Source organism: Bhargavaea ullalensis, assembly GCF_042432615.1.
Classification (GTDB): Bacteria; Bacillota; Bacilli; order Bacillales_A; family Planococcaceae; genus Bhargavaea; species Bhargavaea ullalensis.
In genome coordinates, this window is the sequence record NZ_JBHLWY010000046.1 from 20228 (window position 1) to 35414 (window position 15187).

Consider the following 15187-nt stretch of genomic DNA (forward strand, 5'->3'; position numbering starts at 1 on the left):
CGATCAACATCGGGCTGGCCTGTTTTATATTTCGTCGCCCGGAAATTCCAGAGAGACGGCTTCCATTGCAAGGTCGGGCCGGTCGGTGATGATGCCCGAGGCGCCGGACCGGATCAGCCGGATCATTTCGTCTGGGTCGTTAATCGTCCAGTAGTGCACCGGGACGTTGCGCTTGCCGAGAAACCGGATGAACGGACCGAGATCAAGCGGGAAGACACCTGAGCTGACGGGAATCTGGATCACGTCGGCATCCGGCTGATAAAGATGGCCGAACCCGCTCGCAAATGACAGATAGGCCCGCCGGACTTCATGCTCCCCGGCACCGAGCGCCACCTGGTTCCGTGCGTACAGGTTAAACCGGTCGATCTGACTGTCAAAGAAGCTGGTGACGACCACCCGGTTGTGGGCTTCCGCCTCATCGATCACTTTCCAGAGCTTCGACGGGACTATGCCGCCCTCATACGTATCAGGCGCATCTTTCATGTCAATATTGATCAGCATATGGGGGAATTCATCCAGCAGCTCTTTCAGCGTGACCGCCCCGCCGCACTGTCCCCTGAACGGATAAAGCCCGTCTTCCGTACAGAAGCGGTAGCCGAAATCCGCTTTCCGGAGATCGGCAAGCGGATAGTCGCCGGGCTTGCCTTCAAGGTCGGTCGTCCGCCCGAGCGAGTCGTCGTGGAAGATGATGATCTCCTCGTCTTTTGTGAGGTACACATCCACCTCGAATCCGTGCACGCCGAGTTCTGCGGACTTTCTGAAGGCGGTCATTGTGTTTTCCGGTGCCAGTCCCGCTCCTCCCCGGTGTGCCAGGATGATCGGCCGGTCGTAGTCCAGTGCAGGCAGAGGACTGCGGATCTGCGGTTTTGAAAGCATTCTGGAACCTGCCCAGGCGGCGGCGCCGGCCGCTGCGACGGTCAGGGCGATTCTCTTTTTCTTCTCCATGGTGGCCTCCTTGTATCCGGTTACACGAATTATAAAACATTCGGGCGTCCGTGTCAGCAAGAGCCGGTTGCCCGGATTTTCCGGTCTATGGTATTCTTTATGATAGGAAAAGAGGGATTTCTATGATTGATCGGCGCGGGATCATCGTCCATCTGTCACATCTGAAGCAGGCCAAGTCGCTGAGGAAGTACGGGCACATCCAATATATATCCAAGCGGATGAAGTACGCCGTCCTCTACTGCAACATGGAAGATGCGGACAGGACGGCCGCCAAGCTGGAAAAACTGCCCTATGTCAAATCGGTTTCCCTGTCGATGAAGCCGTTCATCAAGACGGAATATGAAAATGCCAAGCCCGACAAGGCAAAAGAGTACGATTACAAAGGCGGAATCTGACGACGCATCCGGGTCATCAACTCGGGCGTCGGGAGAAGCCGGTTCATCCGGAGAATCCCGGTCAGGTGCCGGTAATAGTCTTCCCGGCTGCCGAAGTCGCCGGACGGCCTGACCTTGACATCGGCCAAGGAGACGCCTGCTTCTTCGAGGGCTTCGGTGAACAGCCGCTGCCGGGTGCCGCCTTCTTTGACGCCTTCGCGGCAAATATAAATGGGCATGAAATGTCCGTCGCCGGCAGGCAACAGCGCCACGGCCAGGGAAACGGCATTTTTCGGATCGTCCGTCCGGAGGATGAACGCCCGGTGGATGCGGGGGGAGTTTGTCCGGATGAGTTCGCACAGCTCAAAAACGTCGCCGAACCCTTCCCCGAGTTCGATAAAGCGCTGGGTATCCATATAAGTAAAAGCATCCCCTTTCTTTAGCTCATCCTACCATAGGGCTGCAGAACAGGGGAAGGAGGGTGAATGCGATGAGAGTCATATCCGGCGAGAGGAAAGGGACCCAGCTGAAAACGGCGACGGGAACGGGGACGAGGCCGACTTCGGACAAGGTCAAGGAGTCCCTGTTCAATATGATCGGCCCCTACTTTTCGGGCGGCACCGCCGTTGACTTGTTCGGAGGAAGCGGCGGGCTGGCGATCGAGGCGCTCAGCCGCGGCATGGACCGGGCCGTCATCATCGAAAAAGACGGCAGGGCACTGTCGGCCATCCGCGAGAATCTGGAGAAGTGCAGATACGCGGAACAAGCCGAAGTGCTGAGAGCCGATGCGGGGAGGGCGGTGCGCATGCTGATCAAAAGAGGCGAGGGGATTGATCTGCTGTTCCTCGATCCGCCCTATGCAAAAAATACATACTATGACCTGGCGGGGGAACTCGCCGCCGCAGGTCTCATCCGCGGAGGCGGCGTTATCGTCTGCGAACACGACAAATCGGTCCAACTGCCGGAGCGGTACGGAATGTTTTGGAAAGAGAAAGAGAATGTTTACGGAGGCACCGTCATCACCATCTACAGCGGTGCCGAAGAGGGGGAGAACAATGGGTAAGCTGGGGGTAGTGCCGGGAAGCTTTGATCCGGTCACATATGGACATCTGGACATCATCAAACGGGCATCCAAGGTTTTTGCGGAGATCCGGGTCGTGGTGCTCAACAATTCATCGAAAAATCCGCTGTTCACCGTCGAGGAACGGATGGATCTGATCCGAACGGTCACACGGGATCTTCCAAACGTGAGGGTCGAGTCGTTTTCCGGCCTGCTCGTCGATTATGCGAAGTCGGTCGGCGCGTCCGCAATCATCCGGGGTCTCCGTGCCGTGTCGGACTTCGAATACGAAATGCAGATCACATCGATGAACCGGGTGCTCGAGGAAGAAATCGAAACATTTTTCATCATGACGAAAAACCAGTATTCCTTCCTGAGCTCCAGCATCGTAAAAGAAGTCGCCAAATACGGGGCGGATACAAGCGAGCTCGTCCCGGCGGAAGTCGGCGTCGCGCTGCGCCGGAAATATGCGATCGAAGAAGCGGCATCGGCAGAGGAATGAGACAAGACACCTTCAGCCGTATGCTGCAAGGCAGAGACATCGGATCCCGGGCGGATTTCCGTGCCTCTGCCTTTTTTCATTTCTCCGCCGAACCGCTCAAAGAAGCATGAACAGGAGCGGTACGCAAATCATGTGGATGATCCTGGCGGCAACGTAAGGACGAAGCGGAATGCCCGCTCCCCGTGCGATCACAGCCACCTGAAGATGGATGCTGAATCCGTTCATGGACAGAATAAGCGCAGTGACCGCGCCGTGCGCCGACGATCCGGCAAGTACATCGGCCGCCATCCGCAAGCCGGCAGTCATTTCAAAAAGCGGATAAACCGCGAGCCCGGCAGTTGTTTCCGCCAGGCCGGAGACGGAAGAAAGAAGCGCCGCGGCAACGGCACCGACCGCCGAAAAGAAGATGACCGACGTGGCCACCAGAACGATTGTCTGTGAACTTTCCTTCAGGCTTGCCGTCAGCGGGGATACCGACGGCTTTGAAGTCGGGGTTTTCTCAGCGGAACCGGCCGTCCGGTTCCGGAAATAAAGCGTGCCGGCGATGAGCAGGACGAGATTGACACTGTGGATGACCGCCATGAGCCGCCAACCCGCAGCCGGGTCGCCGAACAGCTCATGGCCGACGAACCCGACGAGAAGCATCGAACTCGGCGCATGGCAGACGGCCGTCAGGAAGCCTCCTTCCGCACGGGACAGGCGTCCGTCCCTGACAAGGTGCGCGACGGATGCGGCGCCGACGGGAAATCCGCCGAATGCGCCGAGGACATATGTCTTCCAATAGGTGCCCGTCCGGCTCTTCGGCTCGCGGCCCGGGAGACGGAGCAGCCACTGGGTGAGGATGAGATACGGCAGCAGGTACGGCAGGAGAGCGCCGGCAAACAGTTCGACTCCGAACTCCGCACCTTCCCGCGCGAGCGCCGGCCGGAGGAGGAACAGAAGGATCGTGCACCAGATCATGATGGTGTTCAGCATGGGCATCGGTTTTAATCGGCTCCCTCATTTTGTATGGATCGTTTTCCGGTGCTACACTTAAGATGTATATGCCGGCCGGTTGGAGGCTATTTTGGGAGGTGAGCCGGATGAAGAAGAAAAAAGGGACCGCAGCGATTGCGGCTGTGCTGCTCGTGGCGGTGGCCGCACTGATGCCGCTGGATATGTATATCTCCAAACCGGGTGGCGCTTATGACCTGACGCCGCTCGTCGAAGTGCAGGGCGGGGACGAGGATGACCAGGGGACGATGAGCCTGATGACGATTGCCCTCTCGAAGGCGACGCCCCTTACCTATGTGTTTTCGAACTTCATGGACAGCCGGAAAATCATGAAAGCCGGCCAGGTGCGCCAAGACGGAGAAACCGAAGATGAATACGATATCCGGCAAGAGAAGCTGATGGACGATTCCCAGTTCAATGCGATCTACGTCGCCTATCAGAAAGCGATGAAGCCGGTCGAGGTGAACTTTGAAGGCGTCCTGGTCATGAGGGTGCTCGACGGGGCGGCCGCGTCCGGCGTGCTGAAGCCGGGCGATATCATCACGGAACTGGACAACAGCCGGCTTCACTCCGCTGAAGAATTTTCCGACGCGCTTGCCGGTCTCCCCGACGGACAAGAAGCCAAGCTCGGGATCCGCCGGGGCGGCAAGCAGCTTGAGGAGCGGGTCCGCCTTGCCCCGATCCCAGGAGGAGACGGCCGTCTCGGTCTCGGCATCTCATTTGCAGAAGAACGGTCGATCGAGACGGAGCCGCCGGTGAAGATCCATACCGAAGACATCGGCGGTCCATCCGCCGGGCTGATGTTCACACTTGAAATCATGGACCGCCTGCTTGATGAAGACTTGACGAAAGGATACAAGGTCGGCGGGACAGGCGAGATGAATGAAGACGGCACGGTCGGCCGGATCGGCGGCATCGACTTCAAGATCATGGCTGCAGACAGGGACGGGATCGAAATCTTTTTTGCACCGGACGACGAGATCACCGATGCGATGAGGAAGTTCAATCCGGACATCCGCACGAACTATGAGGAAGCGTCCGAAACGGCAAAAAAAATCGGCACGGACATGAAAGTCGTGCCGGTCAAAACCGTCGATGATGCACTTGAATATTTGCGGGAACTGAAGCAGAAGCCCTGAATATCCTGCCGCCCCGTCATTCGCGGATGAGGATCGGCGGAGTCCGGAAATCCGTTCCCGGCGGCTTGCCGCCGATGCCGAGCCAGTAAATGTCCGAAGCCCGGATATCGGCCTTCAGCAGCGGGTCCCCGGAGGCGGCCGCGCGGGTGATGAGCGGCAGGCCGAGCGACTTCTTCCGTTCGCCTAGATATTTCCGCCCGGTTCCGGTCATTCCGAGGAGCCGGAGGTAGGACGGGTTGCGGAGGCTGCGAAATTCCTCCCAGTCCATCCCGCACAGGATATGGGTCAGGCTCCGCTGGATGCGGGTCCACGTGTAGCGCTTCGTCTTCACCCGCTCCATGAAAGCGGGGAAGGAGCCGGCTTCGAGCGTGGCCCTGAACACCCGGTTTTCGAAGCCTTCCGCCATTTCGGCGGCATGCGACAACTTGTCCGGACCTTCCCGGATGATGTTGTATCGAAGCAGCGGCCAAAACAATTCCCAGCTGCCGAACGGCCGGCCGCTCTCCTTCCAGTTCCGGAACGCCGCGAGCGTCGCGGACGGCACGGCGGCTTCCACCGCGCCGGTATTGCCTTCCGAGAGAATGGAGCGGCGGATGCCCGTGGCGCTCATGATGCCCGTCGTGCGGTCTGCACCGAGGTCATGATGGCCCGTCCCCGTCCGTTTGACGGTGAGGGCTTCCATGCCGGTCCCTAGCGAGCGCGCCGCCTGGACGTAATGAAAGCCGAGGATGTTGTTCGGTTTTGTCAGGTCGGCAATGCGGACGCCGGACGGCAGCTTTTCCGAGAGGGAGGAATAGGCGCCGCTCAGTGCGGCCGGATAGCTGATGCCCGAGCGGACAAGGCGCTTCACTTCAGCATCGTACCCGCTGCGATTGCCGGTGATCAGCTCCGCCGTCCGCTCAAACGCTTTGATGTCGCCCTCCTCTGAGCCGAAACAGAACGCGCTGCACCCGGAAGCGGCCAGAAGGGTGATCGCCCCTTCCGCGAATTCCGATGCCTGGGCGGTGGCAAACCGGTACGGCAGTTCGAAGACGAGATCCGCGCCCGACCGGAGTGCCGCCTCCGCGCGTGTCCACTTGTCCATGAAGGCGGGTTCCCCCCGCTGCAGGAAGTTTCCGCTCATGACGGCAATGAGGACATCGGCCCCGGAGGCCGCTCGGGTTTCATTCAGATGATGGATATGGCCGTTGTGCAGCGGGTTGTATTCGACGACGACGCCTGCGGCTTTCATAAGCCCCACTCCTTTGATACAATATAGTCGTATTATAGCGTCAGGAGAGCGAAAAACCCAGTTGCCGCGGCCGGCGTACTGACAAGAAAATATCTTGACATCGCATTTTGGGCATTATATAATCTATTTTGTTGTCTTGAGGTGATTCCTGATGAAATGGACCATCCGGCAATTGCTGAAGCACAGACAGGGCGGGATGCCGGTCGACGGTACGGCCGACCTGTCTGCGGTCAAAGAGCGGAACCCCGAAATCCGCGGGATCTCCCCGGTTCGGGTGACCGGCTCCTGCACGGTAGGCTCCGGCAGCATGACTTGCCGCTTTCGTCTTGAGGGCACGTTGACCCTTCCCGAGTCCAGGACCTGGGAAGACATCGACTATCCGTTTGAGATCGAAACGGACGAGCAATTTGTCTGGGAAGGCTACACGGCGACAGAAGACGATTCGGTCCACGAAGTGACCGGGGAAGTCGTTGATCCGACTTCCGTCTTCGAGGAGCTCGTCCTGCTGGAAGTACCGATTCAGATTCTTGCCGACGAGGCGGCCAAACCGTTGGAAGGGAAGGGCTGGTCCTTCGCTTCCGAAGAGGAATTCACCGCCAGGCGTGAAGAAGAAAAACCGAAAGTTGATCCGAGACTCGCCGGACTGGCCGACCTGCTCGGCCGGACCGGAAAGGAACCGGAAGACGAATAGAACCGTAAGGAGGTGCCCCGCATGGCAGTACCGAAAAGAAGAACATCCAAAACGGCCAAGCGCCAACGCCGCACACACTTCAAGCTCCAGGTGCCAGGCATGGTCGCTTGCGATAACTGCGGTGAACCGAAACTCGCTCACCGTGTATGCAAGGAATGCGGACATTACAAAGGAAAACAAGTCGTCGGCGAATAATGTCCGACACTGCGAAAGGCGGCCGGGGCCACAGCCCAGGGTGCCTTTTTCCTGTTTTTGAGGGACTTTGACGGAAGGGGATGTGCGGAATGGCTTTTGGTTTCAACTACAGGGGGACCGGTGCGGTGTTCACGATCGACCGGCCGGAAAAGCGCAATGCAGTGAACGGGGAAGTGATGGACGGACTTTCTGCCGCAGTGGAGGAAGCGGCGGGCAACAACTCGCTCCGGTACTTTGCCGTGACGGGCGCGGGGGGCGCCGCTTTCTGTTCGGGCGGGGACCTCTCGGAGTTCCACCGCCTGAAAACGGCGGAAGAAGCGGCACCGATGCTTGAGAAAATGGCGGACATCCTGCTCCGGATGAGCCGCCTGCCCGTGCCGGTGATCGCCCTCATCAACGGCCATGCTGTCGGGGGCGGCTGCGAGATCGCGACGGCCTGCGACTACCGGCTGGTCCATGAGACGGCCCGGTGCGGCTACATCCAGGGGACACTTGCCATCACGACGGGCTGGGGCGGTGCGTCCCACCTGCTGGCGAAAGCCGGCTCCGAAGCCATTGCGCTCCGAATGCTGACGGAATCCCGCGTGCACCCGGCCGGCGAGCTCATCAAATCAGGGTGGGCGACCGAAGGATTTGCGGATGAGCCGGACGTTGCCCTGGACCGGTTCGTCGCACCGCTTGAACGCATCCATCCGTCCGTGATCCGTGCCTACAAGGCGGCCGCCCTCCGGAAGCGGGAGGCCGCCGGTCTTGAAGAAATGATCCGCGCGGAAGTCGCGGAATGTGCCCGTCTCTGGGAGGCGGAGGCCCACCACGAAGCGGTCGGCCTGTTCCTGAATAAGAAAAAATAAGCAGCACCCTCCTGGATGAAGCGTTTTTCTCCCGTCCCGCTTGGCGATCAGGAAAAAGTGAAGTCTATTTCATCCGCCCCCTGCATATAGTTTTCAAAACGGGGGTGGTAGAGTGAACGGAAACACACGAAAAGACAGATGGACGGCAGAAGATGACCGCATTCTCGCCGAAACGGTGATCGGATCGGTGAGAAAAGGCGGAACCCAGCTGGAGGCATTCGAGGCGGCAGCCGAGAAGCTCGGCCGCACAAAGCAGGCGTGCGGCTTCCGCTGGAACAAAAACCTCCGCCGCTATTATGAAGGGGAGCTTGAGGCTGCCAGGAAAAAGCCGGAGCATCACCTGAAGTCTCACTTGAAGCAGGCGATGACGGGGTTCGATGAGTTGTCGGAGTCTTATCTCGCGCTGAAAAAAGAGCATGAGTCTCTCGCCCGCGAGCATCACCGGCTGCTTGCCTGGCTGTCGAAGGGCGTCAGCTTCATTGAGAAAAAAGAGTCTTGACCCGGACTGGAACCGGCTGGCCCCAGACGGGAAATGGTTAGCGGGAAGGCGGAGATGAACAGACTCCCGCCTTTTTTCGTGCGGTTTCCCGGTCTTTTTTTATCCAATACTTGAAAACGGTTTCACTGTTCATATAGACTAATAGGGAAAGGGGTTTCACATAGTTTGTTACACGGAGGGGAACCGCATGGAGAAGATATTGATCGCAAACCGCGGCGAAATCGCATCCCGCATCATCCGAACGTGCAAAAAGATGGGCATCCGGACGATCGCCGTCCATTCCGAGGCGGATGCCGGACTGCCGTTCACCCGGGAAGCCGACGAGGCTTTCCTCATCGGCCCCGGACCGGTGCCGCAGTCGTACCTGAAAGGGGACGACATCATCGAGCTTGCGCTGGCTGAAGGCGCGGACGCCATCCACCCGGGATACGGGCTGCTGTCCGAGAACGCGGATTTCGCCCGCAAAGTGTCGGAGGCGGGACTGGTTTTCATCGGTCCGAAACCCGATGTCATCGAAAAGATGGGGGACAAGATCGCCTCCAGGAAGACGATGATCGAAGCGGGTGTCCCGGTCGTGCCGGGCACCGACGAAGGGGTTTCCACGCTTGGGGAAGCAGTGGAAGCCGCAGGCAAGATCGGCTATCCGGTCATGATGAAGGCGAGTGCCGGCGGGGGCGGGATCGGAATGGTCCGCTGTGAAAATGAGCAAGCGCTCAGTCGGAACTTCGATTCGGTAAAAAAACGCGCCCTGTCCTATTTCGGGGACGACCGCGTGTTCCTGGAGAAATTCATCGACGACGCCCGGCACATCGAAGCCCAGATTTTCGGCGACAAGGAAGGCAACGTCGTGCATCTGTTCGAGCGGAACTGCTCGGTTCAGCGGAGAAATCAGAAAGTGATCGAGGAATCGCCGTCGCCGTGCTTCCCGGAAGAGGCGAGGCAGCGGCTGCTGCAGGCGGCCGTCGATGCGGGGAAAGCCGTCGGCTACACAAACGCCGGCACCGTTGAGTTCATCGTCGGCCCCGACAACGAGTTTTATTTCCTGGAGATGAACACGCGGCTCCAGGTCGAGCATCCGGTGACCGAAGAAGTGACCGGGCTGGACCTGGTCGAGTGGCAGCTCCGGGTTGCATACGGCGAACCGCTTCCTCAAACGGAGCAGCGGGAGATCAAGTCATCGGGCCATGCGATCGAATACCGGATCTATGCAGAAGATCCGGACCGGTTCCTGCCGTCGCCGGGCAAGATCGAAGCGCTCCGGCTGCCGGAGGGAACGGGCGTCCGGATCGATGCGGGGTACGCCGGGGGGGACACGGTGACACCGTTCTATGATCCGATGATCGCAAAGGTGGTCATCACGGGCGACAGCCGGGATGAAGCAATCCAAAGGTCAAGGGAGTTCTTCTCCGATGCGGCAGTGGAAGGCGTCAAGACGAACATCCCGCTGTTTGCGGAGTTCACCGGCTCAAAACTGTTCGCGGCGGGGGATTATACGACAAATGTGCTGGATAAATGGAAAGAGACCGAAAAGGAGGAAGTCAAATGAATGAACTGAAATCAACGATGGCCGGAACCGTATTCACGGTGGATGTGAACGCGGGAGATGAAGTGGCGGCAGGCCAAGAGGTCATCATCCTCGAATCAATGAAGATGGAAATTCCCGTGGAAGCGGAAAAAGGCGGGAAAGTGAAGGAAGTCCGCGTGAACGTCGGGGACTTTGTCAACGAAGGAGACGTCATCCTGACGTTTGAATAAGTTTCAGCCGGGTTCATGAAAAGGGGTTAAAACAGGGAGGGGATCGGAAATGACGGTAAAACCGACAGAAGACGGCCGCCTCGGGGAAAAGCTCGAACAGATTTTCTCCGGCGGCCAGCCGAAGTACCATGAAAAACTGAAAGAACAGAACAAGCTGTTCGTGCGCGACCGGCTCAAGCTTTTGTTTGACGAGGGCAAGTACACCGAAGACGCCCGGTTCGCCAACGCGGAGGCAGGGGACCTCCCGGCGGACGGTGTCGTCACGGCAACAGGAAAAATCGGAGGCCGGACTGTTTGCGTCATGGCAAACGACTCGACTGTAAAGGCGGGATCGTGGGGGGCACGCACGGTCGAGAAGATCATCCGCATCCAGGAAACGGCGGAGCAGCTGCAAGTTCCGCTGCTGTACCTCGTCGACTCCGCGGGCGCCCGGATCACCGATCAGCTGGACATGTTCCCGAATCGCCGCGGAGCGGGCCGGATCTTCCACAACCAGGTCCGCCTGTCCGGGGTCATCCCTCAGATCTGCCTGCTGTTCGGGCCTTCCGCTGCGGGCGGCGCCTACATTCCGGCGTTTTGCGACATCGTCATCATGGTTGACGGCAATGCGTCGATGTACCTCGGCTCGCCGCGAATGGCTGCAGAGGTCATCGGGGAAAAAGTGACGTTGGAAGAAATGGGCGGCGCACGCATGCACTGTACCGTCTCCGGGTGCGGCGACCTGCTGGCGGCCGACGAACAGGAAGCGATCGAGGCGGCGAAGCGGTACCTTGGCTATTTCCCTCAGAACTTCTCGGAAAAGCCGGCAATGGCGGAAGCCGCAGCTCCGGCAGAAGGCCGCCCGCTCGGCGAAATCGTCCCGAAAAACCAGAATGCGCCGTTTGACATGCAGGAAGCGATCGACTCCCTGATCGATGAAGGCAGCTTTTTTGAGATCAAGAAGCTGTTCGCTCCCGAGCTCATCACGGGCCTCGCCCGGATCGAAGGCCGGACGGTCGGCATCATCGCCAACCAGCCGAAGGCGAAGGGGGGCGTCCTGTTCGTCGACTCCGCGGACAAGGGAGCGAAGTTCATCTCGCTGTGCGATGCGTTCTCGATCCCGCTGCTGTTCCTCGCAGATGTTCCGGGCTTCATGATCGGAACGAAGGTCGAGCGTGCGGGCATCATCCGGCACGGGGCCAAGTTCCTGTCCGCGATGAGTTCCGCCACTGTGCCGAAGATCTCGGTCGTCATCCGCAAGGCTTACGGTGCCGGCCTGTACGCCATGGCAGGACCTGCATTCGAGCCGGACGCGTGCATCGCGCTGCCGACCGCGCAGATTGCCGTGATGGGACCGGAAGCGGCGGTCAACGCCGTCTACTCGAACCGCATCCAGGCGATCGAAGACCCGAAAGAGCGCATCGAGTTCATCAAGGAAAAGCGCAGGGAGTATCAGGAGCAGATCGATATTTACAAGCTGGCCTCCGAGATGATCATCGATGACATCGTGGCACCGGAACATCTGCGCAGCGAGCTTGCAGACCGATTCGAGCTGTATTCCACGAAAGAAAAGGCGGCACCCCTTCGCAAGCACCCGGTGAATCCGGTATAATCAAACCATCAGGGGCTGTCCGAATACTGTGCCGACAACCAAACAACATCCAACAGGCAGGAACTCTGGTCACGCACTGCAGACCGGCCGCCCAGGCTCTCCCGGACGGGGAGGGGCCGCGGCGGCCGGCTCGGGCAGGCGTCTCCCGGCGTTCCTGTTTTTCGTTGCGGACCGGAATTCGGATGCCGATCAAAACAAAGGGGTGTCCGGAGCGATGAAACTGAATATTGCGGGGGCGGGCGCGATCGGCCTGCTCCTCGGTGCCGGGTTTGCGGACGCCGGGTTTGATGTCCGGATGCTCACCCGTTCCCCGGAACAGGCCGCGTTGCTGCGCCAAGAAGGCATAACTGTGGAAAGAAGCGGGGAGAAAAAAGTTTTTCAGGTGGAAGCCACGGCAGCTCCGGGTGAATGGAGCAACGCGGAGTTGACCATCCTGGCGATGAAATCATATGACCTCGCCGGATTTCTGGAAACAGCCGGCGGCCGATTGGCTTCGTCGCCGCTTTTGTTTGTCCAGAACGGTGTCGCACATCTCACTATGGCCGAAAGCCTGCCGAATCCGTCTTCGGCTTTCGCCTCCGTGGAACACGGGGCGATGAAAACGGGCCAAACGGCGGTCCGCCACACGGGGACCGGCCCGCTGCGGATTGCGCCCGGGAAGGGGGACGGCGCCATCCTGCGGGAACTGGCACTTGCCGACACCGCCTCGTTTCCGGTCCGGCTTGAAGAAGATGCATTCCGGCTATTGTTTTCAAAAGCGTTGAAAAACGCCATCATCAATCCGGTCACGGCCATTTTCGGCGTCCGCAACGGAGAAATTGCGGAATCCGCGGAACTCGGCCGGCTTGCCGGAATGCTTCATGCGGAGCTGTCCGGCGCGTTTCCGGACGTTGCGGACGGCGTGAGTCTGGAGTCCGTCTTCGATCTTTGCCGGCGGACGGCCGGAAACGAATCATCCATGCTGGCCGACATCAAGAGCGGACGGCGCACGGAATCGGACGCCATACTTGGCGGCCTCATCGAGGAAGCGGCGCGGCGGGGCTGCCGGCTGCCGCTTTTGTCGGGGATTGCAGAAATGACCGCGTTCCTGGAACGGAGGGAATCGGATGGCTGAGTTCCTGTTTGCCGCGGCCGGTTTCCTCCTTGCGTTTCCGCCGATCCTGTTCATGGTCCTGTTCATCGTCTTCACCCGGCTGCAAAAAGACCCGGCAAAGGGGCTGAGCCGCGCCGCGGATGTGACGACGCTCTTTCTGCTGCCCGCCGTCCCGATCGTAGTCCGCACGTTCGCCGGGATCAAGATCGGCTTCCCGTTTGCCATCGCGGTCACTTTGCTGGCGCTGGCGATGACCTGGCGGGAGCGGCGGACGCAGACGGAGCTGGAAATCATTCCGCTCCTCAGGAAGATCTGGCGCGTCCTGTTCCTTCTCTGTGCGCTTCTTTACGGGATGCTCATGATCGCGGGCACCGGTTGGTCAGTCTGGGAATATACAGCCCGTTGAGCGGAACTTTTCAATTTGGACGGCTTGTAATGCTATAATCGGGAACGATTATAAGGAAAATGGGGTCTGCATCATGGAAATCGAATGTCTTGACATCCCGGCGGCCAGCCCGGTCACAAAGGCCTATGCGGGCGGCGGGAAATTCATCAATACATATTTTGACTATCCGCAGAGCGAGGCCGGCTTCAGGGCGCGCCTTGCCGAACTGCAGGACCGCGACTTTGACCGGGAGGGGCTTGCGGATGCCGTCCGTGCATACATGGACCCGATCGGCATAACCGAAAAGACCGGGACGCATCTGGACGAACTGCGCACCGGGGCGCCTGTCGTCATCGGCGGACAGCAGGCCGGGATCCTGACCGGCCCGCTTTATTCGCTGAACAAGGCGATCACCGTCATCCTGGAGGCGGAGCGCCTGCGCCGATTGCTGGACACGCCGGTCGTCCCGGTGTTCTGGATTGCCGGCGAAGACCATGACCTGGCGGAGATCAACCACGTGAATGTCATCAGCGGAGGCCGGCTTGTAAAGCGCCAGTTCCCGATGGTCCCGGGCCTCAAGACGATGGCGTCCGCCACCGGTTTTGACAAGTCACTCATGGGAGAGTTCATCCGGGAAGTGTTCCGGGACTACGGCGAGACCGAGCATTCCGCAGGCCTTCTTCAAATGGCAGAGGATTGCATGGAAGGAAGCGTTTCGTTCTCGGACTTCTTCGCATCTCTTATAAACCGCCTTCTCGGAGAGTATGGGCTGCTGCTCATGGATGCCGCCGATCCGGGAATCCGGCGGCTTGAACGCTCCCACTTCTCCGGCATGATCAGCCGTGCCGAAGAAATCGCAAAGGGCGTTGCGGAGACCGAACGCCGGTTTTCCGGAGAAGGATACGGCGCGCCTGTCGGAGCGGAGCCGGAAGCGGCAAATCTGTTCTTCGTCCGGGACGGGGAGCGCCATCTTCTCATGCGGGAAGACGGCCGGTTCCACAATGAGCAGGCCGGACTGTCCTTCAGCACGGATGACCTGCTGGAAGTGGCGGAAACTTCACCGGAACGGCTGAGCAACAATGTCGTCACGCGTCCGGTCATGCAGGACCTCGTTTTTCCGGTGCTCGCATTCGTCGGCGGAGCGGGAGAGATTGCCTATTGGTCTCTTCTGCGCCCGGCCTTTCATGCGATGGGCATCCGGATGCCCGTCGTCGAACTCCGGTCCTCGTTCACATTCGTCACCCGGCGGGCGGACTGCCTGCTGGGCGAAACCGGTCTTGCGGCCGAAGATGTCCTGAAAGGGGCAGCAGGCGCCGGGCGGGCGGATTTCCTCGCCCGGATCCAAGACCATGGGGCCGAAGAAGAAATTGACCGTCTTGCCGGACAGCTGGCCTCAGGTTACGAGAAGCTTGCACGCATGCTGGAAGGCAAGGGCCGGGGTCTTTCGCGACTGGCCGAAACGAACATGGAATACCATGAGCGCCAGTTCGGCTGGCTGAAAAACCAAATCCGGGATTCGCTGCTGCTCGAACACGAGACGACCCTTTCCCGCTTTGAGCTGCTTGAAGCGGAGCTCCTTCCCGAAGGCGGCTTCCAGGAAAGGAAATACACGCCGTTCCAGATCCTGAATGAATACGGCCCCGGCCTGTTCGATGAACTGATCGCACGGGCACCCAAAGAGCCCGGTGTCCATCTGCTCGTCAGGCTGTGAAAACCGGACACGAAAAAAAAAACAGGCGAGATTGCATCCGTTTAACGGGCCGCAATCTCGCTTTTTGCTTTGATTGGTTCCGTGCCGGGTGCAGGCTTTTTTTATTGGCTCTACAATGTTAGTTGGGGTATAGGTACAATACCTCTAAATAAAAAAGGCACGCAAACTTCCA

The 15187-nt window shown here is 59.3% G+C and carries 18 protein-coding genes; 14 read left to right on the forward strand and 4 right to left on the reverse strand.

The features are described from left to right. Positions 1-24: 24 nt before the first annotated feature. On the reverse strand, positions 25-945 hold the full coding sequence (locus tag ACFFIY_RS14085) for a glycerophosphodiester phosphodiesterase family protein (RefSeq protein ID WP_354197374.1): 921 nt from the start codon (positions 943-945) through the stop codon (positions 25-27). 122 nt (positions 946-1067) lie between these two features. On the opposite strand from ACFFIY_RS14085, the gene ACFFIY_RS14090 reads away from it, so the two are divergent. Continuing rightward, entirely contained in the window at positions 1068-1340 is a 273-nt protein-coding gene (locus ACFFIY_RS14090) for a YlbG family protein (RefSeq protein WP_354197376.1), read from the forward strand. Here ACFFIY_RS14090 and ACFFIY_RS14095 read toward each other — a convergent pair. Continuing rightward, on the reverse strand, positions 1322-1735 hold the full coding sequence (locus tag ACFFIY_RS14095; RefSeq protein WP_354197378.1) for a DUF7147 family protein: 414 nt from the start codon (positions 1733-1735) through the stop codon (positions 1322-1324). The two genes, ACFFIY_RS14090 and ACFFIY_RS14095, sit on opposite strands and share 19 nt — an antisense overlap. A gap of 74 nt (positions 1736-1809) precedes the next feature. Between ACFFIY_RS14095 and rsmD the strand changes: the two genes are divergently transcribed. Continuing rightward, positions 1810-2382: a 16S rRNA (guanine(966)-N(2))-methyltransferase RsmD gene (rsmD, locus tag ACFFIY_RS14100; protein ID WP_354197380.1), complete on the forward strand. Its 573-nt coding sequence runs from the start codon at positions 1810-1812 to the stop codon at positions 2380-2382. Beyond that, complete coding sequence (coaD, locus tag ACFFIY_RS14105; protein WP_354197382.1) at positions 2375-2881, forward strand: pantetheine-phosphate adenylyltransferase; 507 nt, start codon at positions 2375-2377, stop codon at positions 2879-2881. The genes rsmD and coaD overlap by 8 nt, the downstream gene beginning before the upstream one ends. Before the next feature lie 96 nt (positions 2882-2977). Here the strand turns inward: coaD and ACFFIY_RS14110 are convergent, their stop codons facing one another. Beyond that, the gene (locus tag ACFFIY_RS14110; protein ID WP_354197384.1) at positions 2978-3862 is read right to left on the reverse strand and encodes a hypothetical protein; all 885 of its coding nucleotides are present in this window, start codon (positions 3860-3862) and stop codon (positions 2978-2980) included. A gap of 101 nt (positions 3863-3963) precedes the next feature. Here ACFFIY_RS14110 and ACFFIY_RS14115 point away from each other — a divergent pair, with 101 nt between their 5' ends. Beyond that, positions 3964-5013 (forward strand): SepM family pheromone-processing serine protease, encoded by a 1050-nt coding sequence (locus ACFFIY_RS14115; RefSeq protein ID WP_354197385.1) that lies wholly within the window; start codon positions 3964-3966, stop codon positions 5011-5013. A 16-nt stretch (positions 5014-5029) separates the two neighbouring features. Here ACFFIY_RS14115 and ACFFIY_RS14120 read toward each other — a convergent pair whose 3' ends face one another. Next, entirely contained in the window at positions 5030-6244 is a 1215-nt protein-coding gene (locus ACFFIY_RS14120) for a nucleotidyltransferase (RefSeq protein ID WP_354197387.1), read from the reverse strand. A 151-nt stretch (positions 6245-6395) separates the two neighbouring features. On the opposite strand from ACFFIY_RS14120, the gene ACFFIY_RS14125 reads away from it, so the two are divergent. The 10 genes from ACFFIY_RS14125 to bshC all read left to right on the forward strand — a co-directional run bounded on the left by ACFFIY_RS14125 (position 6396) and on the right by bshC (position 15015). Next, on the forward strand, positions 6396-6935 hold the full coding sequence (locus tag ACFFIY_RS14125; protein ID WP_354197389.1) for a YceD family protein: 540 nt from the start codon (positions 6396-6398) through the stop codon (positions 6933-6935). Between the two features lie 21 nt (positions 6936-6956). After that, the gene (rpmF, locus tag ACFFIY_RS14130; RefSeq protein ID WP_076756599.1) at positions 6957-7130 is read left to right on the forward strand and encodes a 50S ribosomal protein L32; all 174 of its coding nucleotides are present in this window, start codon (positions 6957-6959) and stop codon (positions 7128-7130) included. Between the two features lie 89 nt (positions 7131-7219). Next, a complete protein-coding gene (locus ACFFIY_RS14135) occupies positions 7220-7981 on the forward strand; it encodes an enoyl-CoA hydratase/isomerase family protein (protein WP_354197391.1) in 762 nt (253 codons plus the stop codon). Between the two features lie 112 nt (positions 7982-8093). Continuing rightward, on the forward strand, positions 8094-8480 hold the full coding sequence (locus tag ACFFIY_RS14140; protein WP_354197393.1) for a transcriptional regulator: 387 nt from the start codon (positions 8094-8096) through the stop codon (positions 8478-8480). 187 nt (positions 8481-8667) lie between these two features. Continuing rightward, on the forward strand, positions 8668-10026 hold the full coding sequence (locus ACFFIY_RS14145) for an acetyl-CoA carboxylase biotin carboxylase subunit (RefSeq protein WP_354197395.1): 1359 nt from the start codon (positions 8668-8670) through the stop codon (positions 10024-10026). Next, on the forward strand, positions 10023-10235 hold the full coding sequence (locus tag ACFFIY_RS14150; RefSeq protein WP_354197397.1) for an acetyl-CoA carboxylase biotin carboxyl carrier protein subunit: 213 nt from the start codon (positions 10023-10025) through the stop codon (positions 10233-10235). Before ACFFIY_RS14145 ends, ACFFIY_RS14150 begins: the two co-directional genes overlap by 4 nt. Before the next feature lie 49 nt (positions 10236-10284). After that, a complete protein-coding gene (locus ACFFIY_RS14155; protein WP_354197399.1) occupies positions 10285-11826 on the forward strand; it encodes an acyl-CoA carboxylase subunit beta in 1542 nt (513 codons plus the stop codon). A 214-nt stretch (positions 11827-12040) separates the two neighbouring features. Then, positions 12041-12940 (forward strand): ketopantoate reductase family protein, encoded by a 900-nt coding sequence (locus ACFFIY_RS14160; protein ID WP_354197401.1) that lies wholly within the window; start codon positions 12041-12043, stop codon positions 12938-12940. Next, positions 12933-13325 (forward strand): DUF3397 family protein, encoded by a 393-nt coding sequence (locus ACFFIY_RS14165; protein WP_354197403.1) that lies wholly within the window; start codon positions 12933-12935, stop codon positions 13323-13325. Before ACFFIY_RS14160 ends, ACFFIY_RS14165 begins: the two co-directional genes overlap by 8 nt. A 73-nt stretch (positions 13326-13398) precedes the next feature. Next, a complete protein-coding gene (gene bshC, locus ACFFIY_RS14170; RefSeq protein WP_354197405.1) occupies positions 13399-15015 on the forward strand; it encodes a bacillithiol biosynthesis cysteine-adding enzyme BshC in 1617 nt (538 codons plus the stop codon). Positions 15016-15187 lie beyond the last annotated feature (172 nt).